22 protein-coding genes and 1 other RNA gene are annotated in these 23,712 nt (G+C 64.3%); 7 read left to right on the top strand and 16 right to left on the bottom strand.

The features are described from left to right. Window positions 1-86 precede the first annotated feature (86 nt). Window positions 87-614 carry a c-type cytochrome gene (locus TabM4_RS01820; RefSeq protein ID WP_434617583.1) on the bottom strand — a complete coding sequence of 176 codons (528 nt, stop codon included), beginning with the start codon at window positions 612-614 and terminating at the stop codon, window positions 87-89. 125 nt (window positions 615-739) lie between these two features. Here TabM4_RS01820 and TabM4_RS01815 point away from each other — a divergent pair, with 125 nt between their 5' ends. Continuing rightward, the gene (locus tag TabM4_RS01815) at window positions 740-1,573 is read left to right on the top strand and encodes a prephenate dehydratase (RefSeq protein ID WP_434617580.1); all 834 of its coding nucleotides are present in this window, start codon (window positions 740-742) and stop codon (window positions 1,571-1,573) included. Between the two features lie 4 nt (window positions 1,574-1,577). On the opposite strand, the gene TabM4_RS01810 is transcribed toward TabM4_RS01815, so the two are convergent. Further along, window positions 1,578-2,051 (bottom strand): SRPBCC family protein, encoded by a 474-nt coding sequence (locus TabM4_RS01810; RefSeq protein WP_434617577.1) that lies wholly within the window; start codon window positions 2,049-2,051, stop codon window positions 1,578-1,580. A 78-nt stretch (window positions 2,052-2,129) separates the two neighbouring features. Continuing rightward, entirely contained in the window at window positions 2,130-3,083 is a 954-nt protein-coding gene (gene nudC, locus TabM4_RS01805) for an NAD(+) diphosphatase (RefSeq protein ID WP_434617574.1), read from the bottom strand. Window positions 3,084-3,262: 179 nt separating this feature from the next. Here nudC and TabM4_RS01800 point away from each other — a divergent pair, with 179 nt between their 5' ends. Both TabM4_RS01800 and TabM4_RS01795 read left to right on the top strand, forming a co-directional pair. After that, window positions 3,263-5,086, top strand: a complete 1,824-nt coding sequence (locus tag TabM4_RS01800) for a 5'-nucleotidase C-terminal domain-containing protein (protein ID WP_434617571.1) — start codon at window positions 3,263-3,265, stop codon at window positions 5,084-5,086. A gap of 35 nt (window positions 5,087-5,121) precedes the next feature. Then, window positions 5,122-5,748: an HAD family hydrolase gene (locus TabM4_RS01795; protein WP_434617568.1), complete on the top strand. Its 627-nt coding sequence runs from the start codon at window positions 5,122-5,124 to the stop codon at window positions 5,746-5,748. Window positions 5,749-5,936: 188 nt separating this feature from the next. Here the strand turns inward: TabM4_RS01795 and TabM4_RS01790 are convergent, their stop codons facing one another. Next, entirely contained in the window at window positions 5,937-7,307 is a 1,371-nt protein-coding gene (locus TabM4_RS01790; RefSeq protein ID WP_434617565.1) for a M24 family metallopeptidase, read from the bottom strand. A gap of 133 nt (window positions 7,308-7,440) precedes the next feature. Here TabM4_RS01790 and ffs point away from each other — a divergent pair. Beyond that, window positions 7,441-7,537, top strand: an RNA gene (ffs, locus tag TabM4_RS01785) — signal recognition particle sRNA small type. Between the two features lie 504 nt (window positions 7,538-8,041). Then, window positions 8,042-8,284: an alpha/beta hydrolase gene (locus tag TabM4_RS01780; RefSeq protein WP_434617562.1), complete on the top strand. Its 243-nt coding sequence runs from the start codon at window positions 8,042-8,044 to the stop codon at window positions 8,282-8,284. A gap of 157 nt (window positions 8,285-8,441) precedes the next feature. Here the strand turns inward: TabM4_RS01780 and TabM4_RS01775 are convergent, their stop codons facing one another. The 12 genes from TabM4_RS01775 to TabM4_RS01720 form a co-directional block, all read right to left on the bottom strand. After that, entirely contained in the window at window positions 8,442-9,503 is a 1,062-nt protein-coding gene (locus TabM4_RS01775) for a DUF1513 domain-containing protein (RefSeq protein ID WP_434617559.1), read from the bottom strand. Then, window positions 9,503-10,474 carry an imelysin family protein gene (locus TabM4_RS01770; protein WP_434617556.1) on the bottom strand — a complete coding sequence of 324 codons (972 nt, stop codon included), beginning with the start codon at window positions 10,472-10,474 and terminating at the stop codon, window positions 9,503-9,505. Before TabM4_RS01770 ends, TabM4_RS01775 begins: the two co-directional genes overlap by 1 nt. Then, entirely contained in the window at window positions 10,474-11,979 is a 1,506-nt protein-coding gene (locus TabM4_RS01765; RefSeq protein WP_434617553.1) for a di-heme oxidoredictase family protein, read from the bottom strand. The genes TabM4_RS01770 and TabM4_RS01765 overlap by 1 nt, the downstream gene beginning before the upstream one ends. A gap of 79 nt (window positions 11,980-12,058) precedes the next feature. Next, window positions 12,059-12,544, bottom strand: coding sequence for a bacterioferritin (gene bfr / locus TabM4_RS01760; RefSeq protein WP_434617550.1), 486 nt, complete (start codon window positions 12,542-12,544; stop codon window positions 12,059-12,061). Window positions 12,545-12,671: 127 nt separating this feature from the next. Continuing rightward, window positions 12,672-12,944: a (2Fe-2S)-binding protein gene (locus TabM4_RS01755; RefSeq protein WP_434617547.1), complete on the bottom strand. Its 273-nt coding sequence runs from the start codon at window positions 12,942-12,944 to the stop codon at window positions 12,672-12,674. A gap of 7 nt (window positions 12,945-12,951) precedes the next feature. After that, complete coding sequence (locus tag TabM4_RS01750) at window positions 12,952-14,220, bottom strand: imelysin family protein (RefSeq protein ID WP_434617544.1); 1,269 nt, start codon at window positions 14,218-14,220, stop codon at window positions 12,952-12,954. 14 nt (window positions 14,221-14,234) lie between these two features. Beyond that, window positions 14,235-14,429 carry a hemin uptake protein HemP gene (gene hemP, locus TabM4_RS01745; protein ID WP_434617541.1) on the bottom strand — a complete coding sequence of 65 codons (195 nt, stop codon included), beginning with the start codon at window positions 14,427-14,429 and terminating at the stop codon, window positions 14,235-14,237. Window positions 14,430-15,037: 608 nt separating this feature from the next. Beyond that, window positions 15,038-16,027, bottom strand: coding sequence for an ABC transporter ATP-binding protein (locus TabM4_RS01740; protein ID WP_434617538.1), 990 nt, complete (start codon window positions 16,025-16,027; stop codon window positions 15,038-15,040). 3 nt (window positions 16,028-16,030) lie between these two features. Then, a complete protein-coding gene (locus tag TabM4_RS01735) occupies window positions 16,031-16,870 on the bottom strand; it encodes a carbohydrate ABC transporter permease (RefSeq protein WP_434617535.1) in 840 nt (279 codons plus the stop codon). Further along, window positions 16,867-17,727 (bottom strand): carbohydrate ABC transporter permease, encoded by an 861-nt coding sequence (locus TabM4_RS01730; protein ID WP_434617532.1) that lies wholly within the window; start codon window positions 17,725-17,727, stop codon window positions 16,867-16,869. The genes TabM4_RS01735 and TabM4_RS01730 overlap by 4 nt, the downstream gene beginning before the upstream one ends. 70 nt (window positions 17,728-17,797) lie before the next feature. Further along, window positions 17,798-19,075 (bottom strand): ABC transporter substrate-binding protein, encoded by a 1,278-nt coding sequence (locus tag TabM4_RS01725; RefSeq protein ID WP_434617529.1) that lies wholly within the window; start codon window positions 19,073-19,075, stop codon window positions 17,798-17,800. Window positions 19,076-19,108: 33 nt separating this feature from the next. After that, the gene (locus TabM4_RS01720; protein ID WP_434617527.1) at window positions 19,109-21,373 is read right to left on the bottom strand and encodes a family 78 glycoside hydrolase catalytic domain; all 2,265 of its coding nucleotides are present in this window, start codon (window positions 21,371-21,373) and stop codon (window positions 19,109-19,111) included. Window positions 21,374-21,575: 202 nt separating this feature from the next. Here TabM4_RS01720 and TabM4_RS01715 point away from each other — a divergent pair, with 202 nt between their 5' ends. Then, complete coding sequence (locus TabM4_RS01715; RefSeq protein WP_434617525.1) at window positions 21,576-22,592, top strand: LacI family DNA-binding transcriptional regulator; 1,017 nt, start codon at window positions 21,576-21,578, stop codon at window positions 22,590-22,592. A gap of 374 nt (window positions 22,593-22,966) precedes the next feature. Beyond that, a complete protein-coding gene (locus tag TabM4_RS01710) occupies window positions 22,967-23,674 on the top strand; it encodes an imm11 family protein (protein WP_434617523.1) in 708 nt (235 codons plus the stop codon). Window positions 23,675-23,712: the final 38 nt, after the last annotated feature.

Below are 23,712 nucleotides of genomic sequence, written 5' to 3'. Positions count from 1 at the left end.
CCAACGCCAAATGACCGGGTTTCAGGCAAATGCAAAAGGCCGCTTCCCTGCGGAAGCGGCCCTAGCGAACAACCGAATAGGCTGCATTACGGCGTGGTCGTCGCCAGATAGGCGATCAGGTTCGCGCGGTCCTCGACCTTCGGCAGACCCGCGAAGGACATTTTTGTACCCGGCATGTAACCCTTGGGATTTTCAAGGAAACCGTTCAGGTTCTCGGGTGACCAGACATCAGCCGTAAGGGCAGCCAGCGCCTCGGAATACGAATAGCCGGCGGACGTGCCCTTGTTCTTGTTAACGATGCCGTTCAGGTGCGGACCAGTGATGTCGCCACCGTCAAGCTTGTGGCAGGATTTGCACTTGGCGAAGACCTTTTCACCCGCCGCCACATCGGCAGCGGCAAAGACGGTTGCGAAGTCCGGGCCTGCCTCTGCGGTTTCGGTCGCGGCTTCATCCGCGCCTGTGTCGATGGTGTAGGCCTGCGCGATTTCTTCCCCGCCATGCGAGTCATGCCCGACGTGATAGAGCGACTCCGCCGCCCAAGCAGAAAGGAGATAGACCAGAAGCGAGCCGCAAACCGCCCCGGTGGCCTTGGTCATCGTCATCGTGTCGAACATTGCGCGCGTTCCCTTGGTCGTCCTTTGCGCGGGTATGTATCCGCTTCCCCCCTTGGGTTTCAAGGTGTAGTAGCGCGACCAATCGCCCCTGTTGCGGGGTTTTTCGATGGCGGAGCCTGATCGACATGACCGGACGCATAGCTTTTCAGGGAGAGCCCGGTGCCTATTCCCATCAGGCTTGTGCCCAGGCACGCCCCGGAATGGAGGTGGTACCCTGCCAGACATTCGAGGATGTCGTCGAACTGACCCGGTCGGGCGAGGTGGACCTTGGCATGCTGGCGGTGGAGAATTCCACCTATGGTCGGGTGGCGGATGTCCATAGCCTTCTGCCCAAGGCAGGGCTGCACATCGTCGACGAGGCTTTCGTCCGGGTGCATGTCAACCTGCTGGGTGTTCCCGGCGCGACGCTGGATCAGATCGCCGAGGCGCATGGCCATGTGGTGATCCTTCCGCAATGCGCGGGTTTCCTGAAGGCGCATGGCATCAAGGGTAAGGTCAGCAGCGACAATGCCCGCGCGGCGCGGGAAGTGGCGGAACTGAAAGATCCGAAGCGCGCCGCACTGGCCAGCGAGCTGGCCGCTGATATCTATGGTCTGGACGTGGTGGCGCGGCATATCGAGGATCAGGCCAACAACACCACCCGTTTCCTTGTGATGTCCCGCGACCTCGATCTGTCGCGCCGTGGGCACGGCAAGATGATGACGACCTTCACCTTCCGCGTGCGCAACATTCCCGCCGCCCTCTACAAGGCGCTTGGCGGCTTTGCCACGAATGGCGTGAACATGACGAAGCTTGAAAGCTACATGGTCGGCGGCAGCTTCACCGCGACGGAATTCTACGCCGATATCGAAGGCCATCCGGAAGATGCCAACGTCAAGCTGGCCTTCGATGAATTGCGGTATTTCACCTCGGCCTGCACGATTCTCGGGGTCTATCCCGCCGACCGCGAGCGCGGCTGACCCATCACAGCGTCGGCTGCCCAGCGAAGCGCTGCTCGATATCCTGCGCTATGGCGGCGAGGCGGGCGTCATAACGCCTCTGGACGCGCCGCTTGGCCAGTCGCATCGACTGGATGAACAGCCGGGCCGCAAGGGTGCGCGGCTTGGCATCGAGATGCATCATCATGCGCGTCCTGCGGGCCGACAATTCCACCAGTTCGATCCGGAGCGTACCTGTCGCGGAAGGGCTGTCGAATGCCAGTTCCATGCCGGTGGTCGGCACAAGCTGCGTCAGCCTGACCTGCATCTGCCGCTCGCGGCCGCGCCAGGCAAAGCGGGCCTGCCATGTCATTCCAGGAGCGGGCAGGCGCAATTTGTCGGTGCGGTGGACATCCGCTCCGCGACGCAGGGCAGCCCTCTCCCATGCCTCGAAATCCGAGAGCGACGAGAAGACGAAGGCTACGGGGGCACCGATATCTGTTCGACCGTTAAGTTTCATTCCTGCACCGACTTGCCTCGCGGCAACCGCCTCAACCACATGTAACGTCACAACCCCCCCTGCCTGATAGGGGAGCGCCTAATCAAGCCTGTCGGACAGCCAGTTCGCAATCAGGAAATGCGCAATCGCCCCACGTCGCGCGGGTTTGATGCGGGGATGCCGCCCCGCCATCACCGCGACCATTTCCTCGCGCGTCACCCAGCAGGCATCTTCGAGTTCGTTCCTGTCGATCTGGATGCGGTCATCCAGCGCCTCGCCCGCACAGCCGAACATCAGGCTGGCCGGAAAGGGCCAGGGCTGGCTAGCCAGATAGCGCACGGCCCCGACGGGGATGCCCGCCTCTTCGAAAACCTCGCGGCGGACCGCCGCCTCCAGCGTCTCGCCCGGTTCGATGAAGCCTGCCAGCAGGGAATACATCCCCTCGGGCCAGTTCGAGTTACGCCCGACGAGGACGGAATTTCCCTTGGTGATCAGCATGATCACCACCGGATCGGTGCGCGGGAAATGCGCCGTGCCGCAGGCGGGACAGCGGCGCTGCCAGCCGCCCTCGGCCATGACGGAGGCCGACCCACAGGTCGAACAGAAACCATGGCTGCGGTGCCATTGCAGCACCGCCTTCGCCGTGGCGGCAAGTTCGGCGTCCCGCGCGGAAAGGGCCGCCATCACGGCGCGTAACTCGCGGAAAGCCAGATCCCGCGACAGGGAAGGATGGTGCTGCGCGGACGCATCCAGAAAGCCCTGCTCCACCGCCTCGGCCCCGGCTTCGGGCGACCAGTCGGAAATATCCTGAGCGAATACAGGGGCTTCGCCATCAAACCCCAAAAAGATCGCGGCCTGCGCATGGGCCAGGACCGGACTTCCTGCCGCGACCCAGCCAAGGCCCGCCCCATCCGCGCTCAGCGGTTTGCCGCGCCAGACCGGCAGGATGCGCGCAGTCGGATAAAGCGCGTCGAGCCGGTTCTGATCCCCCCGGATCGCCGCCGCGCGATCAAGCCCGGATCCTCCGAAAGTCACCGTTTCCGCAATTCGCATGTGCCGCGCCCCAAGGGATGGTTGCGCACCGTGATGCCATGCCCGGCGGGCCAGTGCAAATTCATCACCCTCGACCATGCCTTCTTGTCAAAATGGACATTTTGAATGTAATGTTGGATTTACATTATTGACTTTGCGGATGTCGTTTCGCGGCTCCCGTTCCGGTTCAAGTGCCAGCCATGTTGAAGGCGACGCTCAGACTTCTTGCCACGACCGATCTGCATGCCCATGCGTTCGGTTGGGATTACCATGCCGATCGCCCCAAGGCGGGTGTCGGCCTGTCCGGTCTGGCGCATCTGATCGATGCCGCACGGCGGGAGTGCCCCAATACGCTGCTGGTGGACAATGGCGATTTCCTGCAGGGCAGCGCGCTTGGCGATTGGGCGGCGGAGGTTGGCGAGGATATCGTCCATCCGATGATTTCCGCAATGAACGCATTGGGTTACGACGCAGCAACGCTGGGGAACCATGAGTTCAGCCACGGGCTTGGCCTGCTGCGGCGCGCGATATCGGATGCGGATTTCCCGGTGGTTTCGGCCAATCTGGAATCGACGACCGACACGCCACTGGTGGCGGCATCCGTGTTGATCGAGAAGGTGATTTCCGATGGCAAGGGACGAAGCCGCCCGATCACGATAGGCATCACGGGGATCGCCCCGCCGCAGACCACGGTCTGGGAGGCGACGCAGATCGACGGGCAGGTGACGGCATCGGCGGCGGTTCCGGCCGCGCGTCAAGCGGTGGAGGCCCTGCGCCGGGCGGGGGCGGATCTGGTGGTCCTGCTGGCGCATACAGGAATGCAGGCGGATCAAGGGCTTATGCGGGTGGAGGCGGTGCCGGAGAACGTCGCCGAACCACTGGCCCGGACATCGGGGGCGGATGCTATCATCCTTGGCCATTCGCATCTGGTCTATCCCGCGACCGATACAGGGACGGAGAGGCGGGATGGCGGGGCTTCGAAGGGACTGGAGAAGCCCGCCGTGATGCCCGGTTTCTTCGGGTCGCATCTGGGGCGGATCGACCTGTCGCTGCGTCATGACGGGCAGCGCTGGCAACTTGGCGACACGCGGGCCGAGGTCTTGCTGCCGGATGCAGGACCGGGCCCGCATGCGCGTGTGCAGCAGGCCTGCGGGCAGGCCCATGCGGCCGCGCGGCGCTGGTACGGGGAACGGATCGGCAAGGCGACGGACCATCTGCACAGTTACTTTTCACGGATTTTTCCCTGCGATATCGTGAGGTTGGTTGCCGCAGCCCAGGCCGGGCACGTGCGCAGGGCGTTGGGGGGCACGGCCTGGGCAGAGCTGCCCCTGCTTTCGGCGGCAGCCCCCTTCCGGGCCGGGGGGCGCGGGGGGGCGTCGCATTTCACGGATATTCCGCCCGGTGACCTGAACCTTCGGCATGTGGCGGACATCTATCCCTTTCCGAATACCGTGGTGGCCCTGATCGTGACAGGTGCGGACATCGTGGATTGGCTGGAACGGGCCGTCATCCAGTTCGCGACGCTGACGCCGGGCGGGAGGGAGGTGCCGCTGGTGCAGGAGGACTGCCCGAGTTTCGACTTCGACCTGATCGACAAGCTGTCGTTCCGCATCGACCTGACCCGACCGCCACGCTTTGACCTGAATGGCGAGCGGCTGCAGGAGAGCAGAAGAATCAAGGAGTTATCCTATCTGGGGCAACCCATCCGGCGGCAGGACAGGTTCGTTCTGGCGACCAACAGTTTCCGTTCGGCCGGAAGTGGCGGTTTTGCAGGGTGCCGTCCGGACCGGGTGATCCTGGATGATCGCAAGCTGTCCCGCGCAGTGCTGGCGGACTTTCTGGCAGAGGCCCAACGGCCCTTTGCCGAGGACACGTTCCGCTGGGCATATGAGCCGGTCGGAAGCAGCGTAACCTTTGATTCTGCAGAAGAATCCGTCAGGCATCTGGCCGATCTGGCTGCCCTTCGGCCCGAGGTCACGCAGGGGGGCGCGGCGGGGTTCCGGCGCTTTCGTCTTTGGGTGTGATGGGGTAGGAACGGCCAGACCCGCAGGAGTGGCCGATGTTCGACGCTGTATTCTTCGATCTGGATGGAACGCTGGTGGATACCGAGAGTCTGGCGGTGACGACCGGATTGCGCGCCTTTGCCGAGGTCGGGCATCGCGTGGACGAGGGGTTCATGCATGGCCTTGTGGGCAAGGCCGGGCCGCAGGCGGCCGAGATCATTCGGGGCCATATGCCGGGGATCGACCTTGAGGCCTTTCACGCCGCTTGGCGCGTGTCCTTTGACGGGGCGATAGAAGGCGGCCTTCCCCTGAAACCGGGCGCGACGCAACTTCTTGAAATGATTGAGCATCCTCTTGGCCTTGTCACCTCTACGGGGCGCGAGGGGGCGCATCACAAGCTGGGCCTTGCAGGCATCGCGCATCATTTCCGCACCGTCGTCACCTTCGATGACGTGCGCCACCCGAAACCCGCACCGGAACCCTATCTGCTGGCGGCGGAGCGGTTGGGGGTGGACCCGGCGCGCTGTCTTGTCTTCGAGGATAGCGACGTGGGGGCGGAAGCGGCGCACCGGGCGGGATGCGTGGTGGTTCAGGTGCCGGATGTCGCGCCGACCGACGGGCGCTTTGCGCGGCATCTGGCGGAAGACCTTCTGGCGGGGGCGCGGGCGGCCGGGTTGATCTGAGTGCAACGCAACCCTTTGCGGACGCTGGATTAACTTTCGAAAACCCGCCGGGCAGAGCGTACCGAAAACAGTACCGCAAACTGTACACCCGCCCTGTGCCGCAACGTTCCGGAAATTTCTGGCGTTAACCAGATTCGCGACTCACTTCGTGAACAGACCCTTAACGGCCTGCGACGGAAGCGGCATGCCTAGACGACCATGACCTGCGCGGGATCGAGCAGCCATGGGGCGATGATCCCGCAGGTATCGGCAAGGGGCAGGAGGGTTTCGGGGCAGTCCATCCCGATCACCTCGCGCAGGAACCTTGCGCGGGCCTCGCAGCGGGCGGCGACTTCGGGGAAGTCGCGGGCGAGGGACGCGCGCAGTTGGGCATCGGCGATGACATAGCCGTCCTCCATCCGGGTGGAGCCATAGACGGGATGGCCGGGGATGACATCCATCTGCATCGCCATGCCCGAGGCGAGCGGGATGTCGGAGCCCGCGCAGATCGGGGACGACATCCATTCGTCCAACCCGATGAGGTGGCCGGGGTTCAGGGTGATGCCGAAGGTGGCGGACGGCAGGCGGCGCTGGATCATCTCCCAGACCGCCCTGCCTGCGACGCCGGGGCGCATCATCGCGCACCAGTCGGACATGGCCTGCATGTAGGGCTGCACGAAGGTTTCAAGGTAATCGGCGGCGGCGGGCGGCAGGTCCGCCGCGCCGCGCGCCACCCATCCGGCGCGGCAGATGTTGGCGCCCCAGTGGCAGATGTTGAAACTGATCGGGGAACCGAGGGTCAGACGCTGCCCGGTGGGGCCCGACAGGCCCTGCGCCGCCCGCCCGCCGGTGGCGAAGGTGACATGGCAGCCAAGCGGCAGGCCGCCGATGCGCGCGGCCTCGACAGCGGCGAAATCGGTCTGCCCTTCGCGGAAGGCATGCACCATGCGGCGCAGGGCGGCGGCGGCCATGTGGTTGGCGAATTCCAGACGCGCGATCTCGGCGGCATCCACGCGAGCGCGCAGGCCATGCGCGGGATGCATGAGGAGGTCCGTCACATTCTCCACCCGGCGCGCATGGCGACGGAGGGGATCGGCAAGGAAGGCGGGAATGTCGAGGGCGGTGGCGGGATCCTCCACCTCGTCGGGGCCGAACCATTTCCAGCCGATGGCCCCGAGGGTGCCCTTGGGCAGCGCTCCGGCCAGCAGATCGGCAAGGCGCGCGGTGCCGCGCGGTTGCGAGGGCAGCGAGAGCGAAGCGCAATGCGCGGTGCGGATGAGGCCCGCGGCGACGAGGGGAGAAGTTTCGGTATAAGGCAGGCATTCGTTGCCCGCGAGGAGAAGGGCGTCGGTGGGGGTGACCAGAAGGACCGCCTCTTCGAAGCGGGGATCGAACCCGGTGAGCCAGTGCAGATTGGCGGCATGTTCGCGGTCGCCATAGACGACCACCGCGTCGAGGCCCCGCGCGGCGGCGGCGGCGCGCAGGGCGGCAAGGCGGGCGGCCAGTTCGGACAGCGCGAGGGGTGGCGGCAGGTCGGGGGTGCCGCGTTCGGGCCAGTCGATGCGGATGGTGCCGGGCATGGCGCGCCTCCCTTGGTTGCCGGGGGCGAGGGTAATGCAGCGCCGGGGTTCAGGCCACCGTCTTGCGCGGCCCGCCCATTGGGTCTGCGGGTGGCGCTTGCGAATCCGGGGGCGTGGGCCTATATCGGCGGTCGAGAGGTTGGCGCGGGCGAGCGCCTCGCCAACCCGGTCAGGACCGGAAGGTAGCAGCCGTAACGAGCCCCGCTTGGGTCGTTGTCCAGCCTCTCACCTTTTCCCCTTCATGTCGTTGAGATGCGGGAAGCCCCTAGCGGGCAAGGGTTTGGCGTGGTGGCCGCTCCGGGACGACGCTTCAGGCTGCAGAAGAACGTCCGTTCCTTCGGGGACGATGGGTTGTTCGGATCACCGGTCCCGAAGGATTGCGCCTCATTCCGGGGCGCAACGAAGTCGTCCATATCGGCCTTTGCGGACGACATGCGCGCCCGCGAAAAAGCAGGCCTCAGGATCGTCAGTTTCCCTTTGCCGCAGATCGATGGGGCGCGCGAGACATGGGGAGCGCCGAACGAGGCATCCCTGCCTATGGTGTCTGCTGCGGCGAAGGACCGCTTTGGATCGGAACTATCCCTTGAGCAGCCGGAACGGATTGGGAGGATATCGCCTCCCGACAGGCCCGCCAGAGGTGAGATCTTTCCCCCGCGCCTCCGTCGCGCGCGTAAGGAAAAGAGTCGGAGCCGCGGTCGAGCGGTGGCCCGCCGTAGCCGGACCGCATCCTCGGCGTGCCCGCAACGGTGGTGGCCAGCCGCCACGACCCTTGGATGACTGTTGGTCAAAGCAGCCATCTGGCCAAGGTCTGGGGTGCTGAATTGGTCGACCTCGGCCTTGCCGGGCAAATCAACGTGGCCAGCGGGTTCGGCCCCTGGCCCGCGGCCCTGACCCTGCGCGACCATCTGGACCGGCGCGCCGGGCTGCCCGTCCGTACCCGCGCCCCGTCTTTGGGCAGGAAGGTCGCCGCATGGTGACCGTCATGTCCTTCGGCACCACGCCGTCACCCGCAGCCGCCCCCCGCCGAAGGGGCACGTCTGCCCAGTTTGTCAGCATCAATCGTCTCTGAGTGCATCAAGTCCAAAGGTGGCGACAGACTTCAGGTGAGCATTGCTCTGGAAAGCACATCGCCCTTCAGACAAGCGCAATCAGGTGGTTGTCCCATTGCGGCCCCGTGCGGCGCAACGGGGTGATGGCCTGCGCAGTGCAGGACCAAAGCGCGCCGGACCCATCGCTGGCGAGAAACCCCTCGCCATCCGGGGCGATACCGCAGACATCCGCGCGGGCATGGGTCGCCAGATGCCGTCCTTCGGCATCGTGGATCATCACAACGCCCCCGCGCGGCGACGTAAGTGCGATCAGACCCCCGTCTGTCACGGCGATGGATCCGGCGTAACCTTTCATCCGGAAGGTCCCGGCGGCATCAGGCGGGCAGGTCTGCAGCTTCGCCCGCAAGGGTTGCCACAGGCCAAGTTGCGGCACAGGTTCGGAAAGGTCGCCCTCCCATTGCATGGCGAAAGCGACGGTGCCGACGGCATTCACCGCCAGATGGCGGATGGAGTTCTGCCAGAGGTCGGCGGGCAGTTCGGCCTGCGCCTCGATGCCGCCATCTGCGGAAAGAAGGGTCAGGTTCGGGCGCATGCTGTCGAGGTTCAGCTTGCTCCGGTCCTGCGGGTCGGTGCGGATGCCGCCATTGGCAATCACAAGCCGGCCTTCGGGCAATCGCTTCACGTCATGCGGGCCGATCCCGCCCGAGGCCCATTCACCGATACGCTGAAAGTCCGGGAAGCGCCATAGACCGATGCGGCCCTCAGAGGTTTCGGCCACCACTTCGGACGTGAAGAGGAGCTTGCCATCGTCCGAAAAGACGCCATGGCCGTTGAACTGGCGCCCCTCCGGCGGGAAAAGCCGGGCGATGACTGCACCTGTCAGACAATCCAGCGCGACGGCGAATGTGCCTGGCCTACGGGCAAAGGCAACGGCAACCGGGCGCGTGGGATGGGCGCAGGCGGCATGGCCGCGCCCCGGCAGATCGATGGAAAAGGTGGTCTCGCCAGTTCCCGACAGGCCATGCAGCACGAAGCGTTCGTCCTGTTTGCCCGCGGCCAGAAAGCGCGGGCTACCCACGTCGGCCCAGCCGGGCACCGGCAGGGTAAGGGCGGCCAGCCCGGCCAGAAATCCGCGTCGCGTGGCCATCAGTCACCGTCCTGAGCATTGAAGCCAAGGCCAACACCAAGGGCGGGCCCAAGTTCCTCTACCGCGGCAAGGCGCGCGGCTTCGACCGACTGCTGCAGCACCTCGACCTTCAGGCGCCCCGCGGGTGTGGCAACGCCGGCAAGGGCCGGATCGTCGATGCCCTTTGCCAAGGCCACGGCACGGTCCAGCGCAGACAGAGTCTTGGGGGAGGATGCACTCAGTGCAGCCGCCATGTCGCGCAGGGCCAGCAGGGAAAGCTCGACATTGCGCAGACTGCGGCCAGAGGCGCGGGCCTCGGCCTTTTCCGGGGCTGGGCGGTCAAATGTGCCCAAGGGGCGGCCAAGGCGCTGGTCACGCAGGTGTTCCAGCCCGGTTACGACAAGGGTGAACAGCGCCTGCCTCGCCTCGTCGGGCGAAAGATAGGCGGTGTTTCCCGCCGCCCCGGCCGTGAGCAGAAGCTCGGCATAGCCGTTCGTCCAGCCATCGCGGATTTCAATGGCAAGGCGGGCCAAGTCGGATGCCGTGGCACGGATCAGCGGGCAGGGATCGGCGGGCAGCGGTGCCTCGGGCCAGAGCAGGCGTTCCAGCCCGGTCAGCCCACGCGCCGCGACCGACTGATCGGCAAAGGCTTCAGGGGCAAATTTCGTTGGATCGCCGGTCAGCAGGGCAAGCTGCGCCTTGCGGCCTAATCCTTTGGGATCAGGCCAGAAGACTATGGCGAGGCTCCGCCCCTCATCCTCGGCCGGGCCAAGGTGGAGGTGCTGCACGCCCATCCAAGCATCGAAGGCGGCATGGAATGCGGGGGCAAGACGTTCCGTTTCACAGGTTTCACGGGCCAGTTCCGCCAGCGCCCCGCTTTCCGCCACCAGCTGGTCATAGCCGGGCAGGATGTGGCCTTTTACCACCTCGGCAACATCCGCCAAGGCGGGCAGCGGCATCAGCAGGCACAGGGCGGTCAGGGCAGCACGCATCACAGGCTTTCCAGAAAGGCGATCAGGGCGGCGCGGTCATCGGCGGGCAGCGTCACCACCCTATCCCGGGCGGACTGCGCCTCACCCCCATGCCAGAGGATCGCCTCCAGCAGGCTACGGGCGCGGCCATCGTGCAAGAACTGGGTGTGTCCGCTGACCGCCTGCGTCAACCCGATACCCCAAAGCGGCGGGGTCTTCCATTCCCGCCCCGTGGCGCGGCCTTCGGGCCGGTTGTCGGCCAGCCCCTCGCCCATGTCATGCAGCAGAAGATCGGTATAAGGCCAGATCAGCTGAAAGCTTTGCTCGGGTTGCCCCTCCAGCCGGTGGGTCACATGCTTGGGCGTGTGGCAAGAGGCACAGCCTAGGGTATGGAACACCTCTTTCCCGCGCAGCACGGTGGGGTCATCCACCCCCCGCCGTTCCGGAACGCCAAGGTTGCGGGAATAGAAGGTCACAAGATCAAGGCTGGCGGCATCGACCTCCAGCCCATCGCGCAGACCCGCCTCTTGCCCATGCGGTGCTGCGCGACACTCTGCCTGCGCAACCGTGCAATCGCCCCACGGGTCTGGGTGCAGCGGGGTGGACAGGCCCATGTCGCCGGAAAAGGCCCCGGCGGACTGTTCCTTGACCGTCGGCGCCCCGGCCTTGAGGCCGAAGCGGCCCAGCATCGGCACTCCGAATTCAACCGAAGGCACGATCTGCGCCCGGCCCGAGATGCCATCGCCATCTGCATCGTCAGGGTCGGCAAGCGCAAGGATGTCGGCGGCAGGGATCGCTTCCAAGAGGCCAAGGCCGATCATCTGGGGAGCCACGCGCGGCGACAGCATCGTGTCGGGATGCAGGGCACCATGGCCCAAGTCCGACACGGCATAGGCCGGAGCACGCAGCGACACCACCGTTCCATCGGCCAGCGTGACCGGCTGTTCGGTCCAGCTGATCTCCATCCGACCCTCGGCCGCGTGACCGGGGGCAGCGAAATCCTGCAACTGGCCGCCATAGGTGGGCTCGGGGCCGGTGGCCAGCCACTCCTCGATATCGGCGGGAGACGTGGCGCCCGGCACCGACAGGCGCAGGAACATTGACACGCGGCCATCCTCGGGCCCTTCTGGCGTGTGACCGCGCCCGTCCTTCAGGTGGCAATCCTGACAGGCCCGGGCATTGTAGAACGGCCCCAGACCGTCCGACGCGAGGGTGGAGGCAGGCGAGGCGACCCAGGATTTGCGGAACAGCGCATTGCCCAGCTTGAAGTCCATCTCATGCGCGAAGGGCATGTTGGCCGAGAACTGGCTGAAGGCGTCGGTGTTCATCCGCGCCCTGACGGTGGCTGCGCCGGCAGGCTTGTCCTCGAACGGCTCGGGCTTGGTGAAATCCGTAGGCGGCGCAAGGATGGCCGCGATCCGGGCGCTTTCGTCGGCAGTGCGGGGAACCACGGGCAGGTGGCGGTCGTCCAGATCCTGCGCGAAGGCGGGGGTGGCGATGCAGAGAAGAAGAAGGGGGCGGAGCATGACGAAATCCTCTCGCCCCCGTTTGAACGCCAGTTTTCCGACTAATTCAATCGGAAAATAGATGCTGTGACCGTGCGTCTCATTCCGCCTGATCGGCTGGCTTGGCGTTGAGCATCCCGTATTTCTCGGCGCCGAGACGGTCGAACAAGCCAAGTTGGGTTTCAAGGAAATCGATATGGCCTTCCTCGTCCGCGATAAGCTCATCAAAGAGTGCGCGCGAGACATAGTCGCCCACTGCGTCGCAATGGCGGCGCGCCTCGATATACAGGTTGCGCGCGTCATGTTCGCCGGCCAGATCGGCCTCAAGCGTTTCGCGAAGGTCTTGGCCGATACGCAGAGGGTCAAGCTTCTGCAGGTTCGGGTGGCCTTCGAGGAAGATGATCCGCGCGATAAGCTTGTCGGCGTGGTGCATCTCCTCGATGCTTTCGGCCCTGCTTTTCGCCGCGACATGGCCATAGCCCCAGTCTTCCTGCAGGCGGAAGTGCAGCCAATACTGGCTGACGGCGGTCAGTTCCGACCGCAATGCCGCGTTGAGATATTCGATGACCTTTGCGTCGCCCTTCATGGCCGCCTCCGTGATGAATGGAAACGGGCCTGGCTGATGCGCTTTGGCAGTGGCTTGACCCTTGCCGCAAGGATAGGGCGGCAGGGCCGAGTTGTCCAATGCAAGAGCGCAGGAAATGCGCGAAAAATCAGAGTCTTACAGAAACAGTCGGGTGTTTCTCGTGGGTGGCTGAACGCGCGCGCAGAACCGGCACCTCCTCCCGGCTGGGCACGCGGAAGCTGCGGTTGCCCTTCATCGTCGCAAGGAACAGCGGCATGCAGCCGCCGCAATCGGCCCGCTTGCCAAGGGCATGGTATATCTTGCCGGGCGTGATGATCGTCTCGGGGTCAGAGGCGCGCATCCACTCCACCGCGGCGCGGATGTCGTGGTCGCTGATGGACTGGCAATGGCAGACGATCATCGCGCGCTCACTGAAAGACGGCCGAGGGATTGTCGAGGCTGTCGGACCCTTCGAAGCTGACCTTCTCCAGCCCAAGGGCGGTGACCGCGCGCTCTATAGAGGCGGTCTGCGTCACCAGCGCGTTGACCGCCCCCATGATCAGCGCCTCGCCTTCGGCGTTGCCGGCTTCCAGCATCTGGTCATAAGCGAACGCGCCCTCGGCCGCCGCCTTGATCGCGGCCAGCGCGGTGACAGAGGCGTTGAGCTCCGCCCTCAGTTGCGCATCCACGCCCGCATCCTTTTCGGCGACAAGGTCCGAAAGCGAAGGTCCGGTCATCACTGTGCCATCAAGGCGGGTATAGGTGCCGAGATAGACGTTCCGGATGCCAAGCCCGTCGTAGTAATGGCTGTTGTGCGTGTTGTCGGAGAAGCAGTCATGCTCCTCCTCGGGGTCGTTGAGCATCAGGCCCAGCTTCATCCGCTCGCCCGCCTGTTCACCGTAGGACAGGCTGCCCATGCCGGTCAGCATGGCCAGAAGCCCGGCCTGCGAGTCGGCGGTCACGGCAACACGGCCCTCGCCGCCCTCGGCCCAGGCAGCGGCCATGAATTCAAGATCCGACACCAGAAGCTCCGTCGCGGCCTTCAGATAGGCGGCGCGGCGGTCACAGTTCCCCCCGGTGCAGCCGTCAGCCTGCAGGAAATCGGTAAAGGGACGGTTGCCCGCGCCGGGGCCGGTTCCGTTCAGGTCCTGTCCCCATAGCAGGAATTCGATGGCGTGATAGCCCGAGGCCACATTGGCCTCGATCCCATCCGCTTCGTGCAGGGCCTCGGAAATCAATGCCGGGGTGATGGCGGTGGCGTCGATCTCGGCCCCTGACAGGGTGAATTTCGGCGTGGCGATCACGTTCAGCCCGGCAAGCGCGTTTTCCTCATTCGTCGCGGTGTCGGCGGCGACATAGTCGATCAGACCCTCATCCAGCGGCCAGGCGTTGACCTTACCCTCCCAGTCGTCGACAACAGCGTTGCCAAAGCGGAAGACCTCGGTCTGCTGATAGGGAACGCGGGCGGCGATCCAGGCCGTGCGGGCGGCTGTCAGCGTCGTGTCGGAAGGGTTGGCAATCAATGCATCGACGGCGGCGAGCAGTGCGCGAGCGGCGGTCAGGCTGTCGGAGTATTTCGCGGCGGCAAGGTCGGCGTAGTGAACAACCACCTCCTCTTGCGTGGCGGCCAGTGCCGGGAGGGCAGTGGTCCCAGCAAGGACAGTCGAAAGCAGGGCGGCGGCAAGGGTGCGCTTCATGGTGGGGTCTTTCGTCATTTGGTCAGGATCAGTTTGCCCTGACGGGTGATGCGCAGGGCATAGTGCTGCCCGTTCAGACGGATATGCGCGACAGGCCCACCCTTGGTCAGATCGACCGCATCGTGGCAGGGAATGGGCTCCACCTGCGGTGCATTGCAGCGGGCCGGTGGGCGCGCGAAGGGGAAATAAGTGAGCTGGGGTTGCGACATGGGGCCTCGGCGTGATGCCCGATTTATACCCGACAAAAATACTTTCCGTAAAGCTGATTATTTTTGTTGGAAATATCCGTTCCCCGCAGGTCCGATCCCGGACCATGGTGTTACATTTGCGAAGGACCGCTTTCCGCCCGTTGAATCATTGATGGAGCCAGATGCGTAGACATCACGCACCTTCATCCGCACCGGATCGCATCCGCGTTGCCTGCTGTCGATGGAGGTGTTGAAGGAGGTGTTGAAGAGGGCGAGATCTCGTCGCTTGTCTGCCATTTCGAGGCGGGCGCATATCGAACAGGCGTGTTTTGGTGCGAGTGGCCTCTTCTGACCGACGATACGCCCCTTGTTCCAGACAGGTCGTCTTGGGCGGAGTGCGGGAAGTTGCTGGATTGACAAGGCGCAGCCTCCTGTCCACCGACCCACCCTGCCCCGGACTATCCGGTCTCTTTGAACAAACCACCAAGCAACAATCTAATCCTTGGCCTAACCACCGTGGACCTTCGACCAAACCGACGCTGCACGCGACTTCGCGGATGAGGTGAGCGTTGAGCCGGGCGGAAGGCAGACCGTCATCACTCAACGGCGAAGGATCGGAACGCTGCCGGCTACAGGAACCGGAATTCCCTGCCCGAAACAGGTGATGCACCACAGGTTGATCCGACTTTGGGAAACTGCTCGCCATCCGCGCGGATCACCATTTCGCCCAGTCTGGGAACGTCTAGATAGACGATGGTGTCTGCCCCCAGCCGTTCGACATGGCGGACTGTTCCTGTCCAGCGCGGCTTGTCCTCTGTGATGCGCAGGTGTTCGGGCCGGATGCCGTAGGTTCGGCAGTCCTCTCCGGCCAATGCCCCATCGTAGAGGTTCATCTTCGGACTGCCGATGAACCCGGCGACGAAGGGCGAGACAGGGGCGTTGTAGAGTTCCATCGGCGTGCCGACCTGTTCCACCCGACCCGCGTTCAGCACCACGATCTTGTCGGCCATCGTCATCGCCTCGACCTGATCATGGGTGACGTAGATCATGGTCGCCCCCAGCTTGCGGTGAAGGTCGCTCAACTCGATCCGCATCTGCGACCGCAGCGCCGCATCGAGGTTCGACAGCGGCTCGTCGAACAGAAAGACCTGCGGGTCGCGAACGATGGCCCGCCCGATCGCCACCCGCTGTCGCTGCCCGCCAGAAAGCGCCTTGGGCTTGCGGTCCAGAAGCGGCGTAAGTTGCAAGGCCTCGGCCGCCGCCTCGACCTTGGCCTTGATTTCGGCCTTGGGAGTCTTCGCCAGCGAGAGGCCGAAGCCTATGTTGTCGCGCACGCTGAGATGCGGGTAGAGCGCATAGCTCTGGAACACCATCGCGATGCCGCGCGCCGAGGGTTCCGCGTCGGTCACGTCCCGCCCGCCGATCTCGATCACACCGGACGTTGCCTCTTCCAGCCCCGAGATCAGCCGCAGGAGCGTGGATTTCCCACAGCCCGACGGTCCGACGAAGACGCAGAATTCGCCTGCCTCGATGGTCAGGTCGATGCCCTTGATCACGTCCACCGCACCAAAGCTTTTGCGGATGTCCTTCAGGACGACCGAGGATGTGGTCCCACCCATGCGCTACCCTTTCACGGCACCGGCCGTCATCCCGGCCACGATCTGACGGTTGAAGAAGACGAAGACCAGCAGAGGCGGGATCGTCACCAGGAGGATGTTCATGAAGAGCAGGTTGAACTGGCTCTGGAACTGGCTCTGGAAGTTGAAGAGGGTAAGCTGCACCGTCACGTTCTCCTTCCCCGGCAGGTAGTAGAGCGGGTTGGTGAAATCGTTGAAGATGGTGATGGACTGCACCACGATCAGCGTGACGGTGACGGGTTTCAGCAAAGGCAGGATCACGCGGAAGAACACCTGCCACGGGCGCGCGCCGTCGATGATCGCGGCCTCGTCCAGATCGCGGGGGATCGTGGCGATGAAGCTGCGGTAGAGCAGGACGGAAAAGGCGAGACCGTAGGCCACCTGGATCAGGACCATGCCATGAAGCGTCTTGAACAGGCCCAGTCCCTGCAGGACCCAGATCGTGGGCACCACGGCGGGCGGCACCATGAGGCCGATCAGGATGCAGGCATAGATCAGCTTGTTCCACCCGGACGGTCGTCGCTGCAGCACATAGCCCGCCATCGCACCGAAGATGACGAGCAGCGTCACCGCCCCGACCGTGATGACGGTGGAATTGAAATAGGCCAGCAGAAGCATGTAGTTGCGGGTCTTCACCACGTCGGTCAGGTTCTGCCAGAATTGCCATTGATCCGGCCAGTCGAACAGGAAGAGCGCCGCTTCCTGCTTTGTCTTCACCGCCATGAAGAAGATGTAGAGGAACGGCAGGATGAAGATCACCGTCGCGACCAAGAGCGCGGCGATCCCGATGTTGCGCTGTCGCGCGGCGTCGCGGCGAAGGCTCACAGGTCGATCTCCCGTTTGTTGAACCACCATGTCATGGGCAGGATGATGAGGGCGATGAGGAGGAACAGGATCACGTTCCCGGCCGTCGACAGCCCATAGAACCCCGCCTGATATTGCTTGTAGATCACGCTGGCCAGAACGTCGGAGGAGAAGCCGGGCCCGCCCCGCGTCGTGGCCCAGATCACATCGAAGGACCGCAGGCCACTGATGAGCGACAGCGTCACCACCGTCACCGTCGCGGGACGCACAAGCGGCACGGTCACGCGCCAGAACTGCTGCCAGCGTGTCGCGCCGTCGATCCGGCTCGCCTCGTAATAATCCGGCGAGATGGCGGCCAGCCCGGCGATGTAGATCAGCGTGGCAAGGCCCACGCCCTTCCAGATGTCGATCAGCGCGACGGAATAGAGCGCCAGAGTCGGATCCGACAGCCATGCCGGCCCGTCGATGCCGATCTGAGCGAGGCCGAGGTTGATCACGCCCCGCGTCGGGTGCATCAGCGCCGCGAAGGTGATGCCGACGCCGATGGTGGAGACGAGGACCGGAAAGAAGACCACAGACCGCAGGAATCCCTGAAACCAGATCCCCCCCGTCAACAGCACGGCCAGCAGCAGGCCCAGAACCGTCTTCGCGCCCGAGGTGACGAAAGCGTAGATCAGTGTGTTGAAGAGGCCCTGTATCAGGAACGGTTCGCGGAAGAACTGGCGGTAATTTTCCAGTCCAATGAACTCAGCCTCGAAAAGGTCCCAGCGCGTCAGGCTGAACCAGAAGCTGGCGACCGTCGGCACGAGGAACAGCGTCACGAAGACCACCGCCGCAGGCAGCACGAACCAATAGGGATATGCCGATTTCCGCTTCATGTGCCCACGCTCCACAAGATGCCCCCGCCGCGGATCGGCGGCAGGGGCAGGACTGCCTCTCGTAGGGAGGTTACCAGTTCGGCAGTCCGAGTTGTTTGGCCTGCTTCTCGACATCCTGATCATAGAGCGCCGCCGCATCGGCAGCCCCACGGATGCCCGAGCCCACTTCGACGGTGATCTGTTCGAGCGCGGGCCCCTTCACCGGCGACAGGAATTCCAGCGCGGGGGCCGTCATGCCCTCGGTCTGGAAATAGGGCATCATGTCCTTGACCGCGGGCGGCACATCGGCAGGCAGCTCGCAGCCCTTGATCAGGTAGGGGCCCGAGGCACCCGCCGCCCCGATCATCGTGTTGCAGCCCTCGACCGAGGCGACGTAGTTCAGAAACTTGATCGCCTCTTCCTGATTTTCGCTGGCCGCGGGCACGTAGAGCGCGGCAGGCATCCAGACCGTCAGGCCGTTCTTGGACGCATCCGGGCCGGGTTGGGCGAAGAAGCCGAGGTCGTTCAGGTTGTCCGGGAAGTTCTGTTTCACCGTGCCGATCCCGAAGGTCAGCATGGGATAATGCGCGCCCTCGCCGGTGGCGACCATGCGCATCCCGTCATCGAATTTTGCCACGCCGAAATCGGCGTTCATGTAATTGGCCTTGAACACCGCCTCCAGATACTCGAACCCGCGCATCGCGGCAGGAGTCGTCGCATATTTGGCCTGGTTCGCCGTGTAGTCGGCGGCAAAGGTCGGCACCTCGGCCTGAACGTTGAAATAATCGGCCAGCACGAAGAGCTGGCTCGTCCAGGTGTCACCGAAGGTGGTGATGACCGGCACTTTGCCCGCTTCGGCCACCTTGGCGTTGTTCGCCATGAACTCGTCCCAGGACTTCGGCACCGACAGGCCAAGATCCGCATAGATCTTGCGGTTGTAGAAGATGCCCCCGCCCATCGCAGGCCCGAAAGGCACGCCGCGCACCGTTCCGTCCGGAGCGGTCACCACCTGCTTGAAGCTGTCCAGCACATTCGCCTGACCGTCGATGGCGGACAGGTCGACCAGTGTCTCGGATGGTTTCAGCGCCTGGAACAGCGAACCGGAGTTGTAATTGAAGATATCCGCCATCTCGCCCGTCGCCAGACGGGTCTTGACGATATTGTCCCCTTCGGCCCCGCCCGTGCGCTGTTCGATGTCGAAGGTTACGTCGGGATTGGCCGCCGTATAGGCCGCCGTCAGCGCCTCCATCGAGGCGACAGTTTCGGGGTTGTTGTCGATCAGCACCGACAGCGTCACCTCTGCCTGCGCCATGCCCGCTGCCAGAACGATCGCCCCGGCAAGGGCTGCACTGTATCTGATGGTCTTCATCGTGTTCTCTCCTCCCAGAGTGGTTCGTTCTCGTTAGGTCTTCAGGTCGAAACCGATCTCATGCCGCCCCGACGGGACCATCAGTCCCTCCGGGCCGACCGTCACGCTGCGGCCGTCCAGCGTCACGTTCACGCGCTGCGGGTTGGCGGTCAGCCGCCCGGTGCATCCTTCGGGCAGGGTCACGCCATAGGTCACCCGCCCGCCATCCAGCACCCAGCCCGCCTCGATCCGCCCGTGGCGGCACTCATGCCATGCAGCAACGGGCGAAAGCGCGGGCAGGATCAGGGGATCTAGCGTCACCTCGTCGAAACCGGGACGCTCGGCCACGGGGGCCACGCCCGCCACGCCCTCGAACAGCCATTGGCACACCGCGCCATAGGCATAGTGGTTGTAGCTGTTCATGTCGGGATCATAGATCGTCCCGTCCTCTCCGAGCGCGTCCCAGCGTTCCCAGATGCTCGTCGCCCCCCGTTCCACCTGATAAAGCCAGCCCGGCACCTTGCGGTTGAGGAAGATCTTCTCGGCCAGATCGGCCATCCCGTGCATCGTAAGGGCGGGCAGGATGGCGGGCGTTCCGATGAACCCGGTGCCGATCAGGCCATCCGCATCCTCCACCACGCGGCGGAAATAGGCCTTGCCCGCCTCATGGTATTCGGGCGGTACCAGACCGTAGAGGAAGGCAAGGCTCCACGACGTCTGATCGTTATGCGCGATACGGCCCGAGGGCGAGAAGAACTCGTGCTTGAAGGCAGCGCGTATCGCCTCGGCCCGGGTCCGCAGCGCCTTGGCCTGCGCCTCCTCGCCGATCACGTCCGCGATCCGCGCCGCAAGGTCGGTCGAGATGAAGTGGTAGATCGTAGCCGCGCAATCATCCGCGATGGTCGGGCGCGGCTTGCGGTTGTCCCCCACCGGCTGGATCCAGTCGCCGAAGGTGAAACCATGCGCGCCCCATTCCGAAGGTGGCCTCACGATCGGCCCGTCGGAAATGCCCCAGACGTAATCGAGCCATTTCACCATGGCCGGGAAATTCTCGACCAGAACGCCCTTGTCCCCGTAATGCAGGTAAAGCTGCCACGGGATGATGACGATGGCATCGCCCCAACCTGTCGAGCCTGCCCAGTCCCCCCGCCCTTCGATCGGATGCAGCCGCGTCGGATCGGGCGAGAAATGCGGAACCGCCCCGTTCGGGCGCTGATCATGCCGGACATCGCGCAGGTATTTCTTCAGGAAGCTCTCGCAATTGGCCAGCCAGCAGGCGGTTCCGGCAAAAACCTGCGCATCGCCGGTCCATCCCAGCCGCTCATCGCGCTGCGGGCAATCGGTCGGGATTTCGATGAAGTTGGACCGCTGCGACCAGATCGTGTTCAGCACCAGCCGGTCCACCTCGGGCACCGCACAGGTGAAACCGCCTGCCTGCACCGGAACCGACGTCACCGGGACCTGATGGATCGACACCAATTGCGCCCCGCCCGTCAGCGTCACCCGCGCATAGCGGAACCCGAAGAAGGTAAACATCGGGGCATAGGTCTCCACCCCCTCGCCCTTGAGGGTGTAGTGCTGCTCGGCACGGGCCGAGCGGAAGTTGCGGTTGTCGAACTCCCGCCCCGGCCCCAGAACCTCGGAAAACTCCACGCGCACATGCGCCCCCGCCGGACCCGTCACGGCGATCCGCGCATAGGCCCCACAGTTCTGGCCGAAGTCATGCACCGTCGCAGCCCCGTCCGCCCAGTTTTCCAAGGGCGCGACGGGGTCCATCTCCTTCACGGTCCCAGTCTCCTGCGGCACCAGCAGCGCATGGTCGAAGGGCAGCACCTCTACCCCATGCGTGTCCGCGATGGCGATGCGCGCGTCATAGTCCTCGCCGTGGTAGATGCCGTTCCCCGTCACCGGCGTGACGCCGGACCGCCACGAGGCATCGGTCTTCACCAGCACGCGCCCGCCCGCCACCAGTTCGGCAAAGGCACCGATCCGGTCGCCCCATGTGTTCGGGATGGGGTTGAGCGCCCACATCAGCCGCGACCGATACCAGCCGTCCCCCAGCCAGATTTCCAGCCGGTTCCGCCCCGGTTTCAGGAGGGAGAAGACATCATAGCTCTGATAGGCGATGCGGTCGTCATAGCAGGTCCAGCCGGGCGTCAGCAGATCATCCCCGACCCGCACGCCGTTCAGGAAGGCACGGTAAAGTCCTTGCGCAGAAAGATGCAGAACCGCGCCCGCGTCGACCGATGCAAGCTCGAACTCCCGCGCCACGAAGCAGCCCGCGCCTCCCGTCCCGGCATCGCAGGCCGGCGCGATCATGTCGGCAGAAAACTGATTTTTCGGCAATATTTTACCATCTGCGGAACCAGCCCGCACCTGCCCCTCAAGGCCCATCCGATCATCCTCCCTACGGCCGAATCAGGCTCCTCCCCCAATTCGTATACCGTTCTACGTAAATCATTCTACAAACCGATTTGCCTTGCAACGGTTTTTTGCTAGGCTGCCCGGCGGAGGAAACGGAATGGCCGATGGCGACAGCGAGTCACGCGTGACGATCCGCACCGTTGCGGCGGATGCGGGCGTGTCGGTCGCGGCGGTGTCCAAGGTGATGCGCAAAGCCTATGGCGTGTCCGATGCGCTCCGCCTGCGGGTGGAGGCGAGCATCGAGAAGCTTGGCTACCGCCCCTCCGTCGCCGCGCGCGGCATGCGGGGGCGCACCTTCACGCTGGGCGTGCTGCTTGTGGGAATCGACAACCCTTTCCTTCCCGGCATCTATCAAGGCATCGAGAGCATCACCGAGGCGGCGGGCTACAAGATCATGGTGGGCGTCGGCGCCGCCCGCGCCCGGACCGAGGCGCAACTGATCGAACAGATGATCGATAACCGGATGGACGGGCTCATCCTCGTCGCCAGCCAGATCGCGGGCGAGACGCTGGAGCATTACGCCCGCCAGATTCCCATCGTCGTCGTCGGGCATCATGAACCTGCCGCTCAGGGTTATGACACGATCAACAACAATGACCAGATGGGTGCGCGTCTGGCCGTGCGTGCCCTTCTTGACAAGGGGCATCGGGACATCGCCTTTGTCACGCAATCGGATCAGGAAGACCACTTCGCCGACGTCGCCCCCCAGCGCGAGGTCGGCTACCGCGCCGCCATGGCCGAGGCAGGATTGGCCGACCGCATACGCGTCATCGGACTGCCGCAGCATGGCGTGCCGCGTGATGCCGAGATCGATGCGATCCTATCCGCGACGGATAGGCCTACTGCGATCTTCTGCTGGTCCGACCTGGACGCGATCCCGATCCTGAGCGCGGCGCATCGGCTTGGCCTGCGCATACCCGCCGACCTCGCCCTCATAGGCTACGACAACTCGCCCGTTGCTGCGCTTTCCATGGTCGACCTCACCTCCATCGATCAGGACGGGCCGCGCCTCGGCAAGATCGCGGCCGAGGCCCTGTTCAGCCGAATGAACGGCCGCAAGATCGCGGAGCACATCGAGATCGATCCAACACTGATCCTGCGTGGAAGCATCTAGGGACGGGCGCGTCCCACGATGAACGGACACGCCGCCGTCGCAGATCAAGCTCGCGCAAGCCTGTCCTCGATAGCATACCCCAGCGAGGCCAGAGGTAAGGAGCGCTCGAGAATGCCACAGTCTCCGCATCGCCAGTCGTGGATTCTAGGAAATGGCAGTCGAACTCTGGCCCGGACGCACTCCAGCGCCGACGGCGGCCCCCATCCGTGATGATCTCAATCTCAGGGTTAAGCCTGACTGTCCGGTCGAAATGGGGGCCAGTTCAGGGCCGTGATGATACACTGCAACTGCATTCAGCAAAAACATGCCTTGAGACTGCCACGTCGAGCAATTTGATGGTCCCCCAAAGAAACGGACACATCGGAGACAATGCGATGATCTCGATCATGAACAATGCGCTGCCGACGACCAAGGATGGGTATGGCTATGGCCTGCAAGCCGTCGATGGTGACATGCTGAAGGTCAGGACGGTGGATCGGACCGTTGATTTCGGCTTTCCCCAGCAATTCGGCGTGAACTGGTTCCGCTATGGGCGCAGGATCGGCCTCGAGCACCTGCCCACTCGGTGGCGGGCGATCTCCAGTTCCGGAAAGCCTCTCGCAAGGTCACGGATCGACCTTCCCGATCTGGATTCCACGCAAGGCGCAAGCATCGTGTCGCAACGGTTCCGGGACATCGTCGAGCATTTCGAACCCGGCGTCCATCAGTTCAAACCAGTCCGGCTCATCTTTGCCGGGAACGAAGAAGAAACTCGTCCATTCTTCCTTATGGTGCCGTGCCAGCGCGTCGTCATTTCGCTGGATCACGGACGCACGCGCCCGCCGATGCGCGCGTTCCCCGAACGTCCAGATCTGGTCAAGCCCGATCCGGCAAGACCGCTTCATTTCTTTGCCAGCGGCACAGCGACTGCTGAATGGGCGCCCGTCTTTCTTCGTGAGGCCGTCGCCGGCAAGCACCTGTTCTGCGCTGCGGATTTCCCACGATGGCTCTTCGTTTCCGCCGAACTGCGGAAGGCCCTTGAGGGAGCAGGCATGCTGGGTATGGCGTTCCTAGGGCCCTATCCGGTGACTGGCGAGGGCTGATAGGATAGGACTTAGGGCCATTGCCATGACCGGCCGAA

Source organism: Tabrizicola sp. M-4, assembly GCF_051132405.1.
In the GTDB taxonomy this organism is placed as follows: domain Bacteria; phylum Pseudomonadota; class Alphaproteobacteria; order Rhodobacterales; family Rhodobacteraceae; genus Paragemmobacter.
This window is presented reverse-complemented; position numbering and strand designations above follow the sequence as displayed.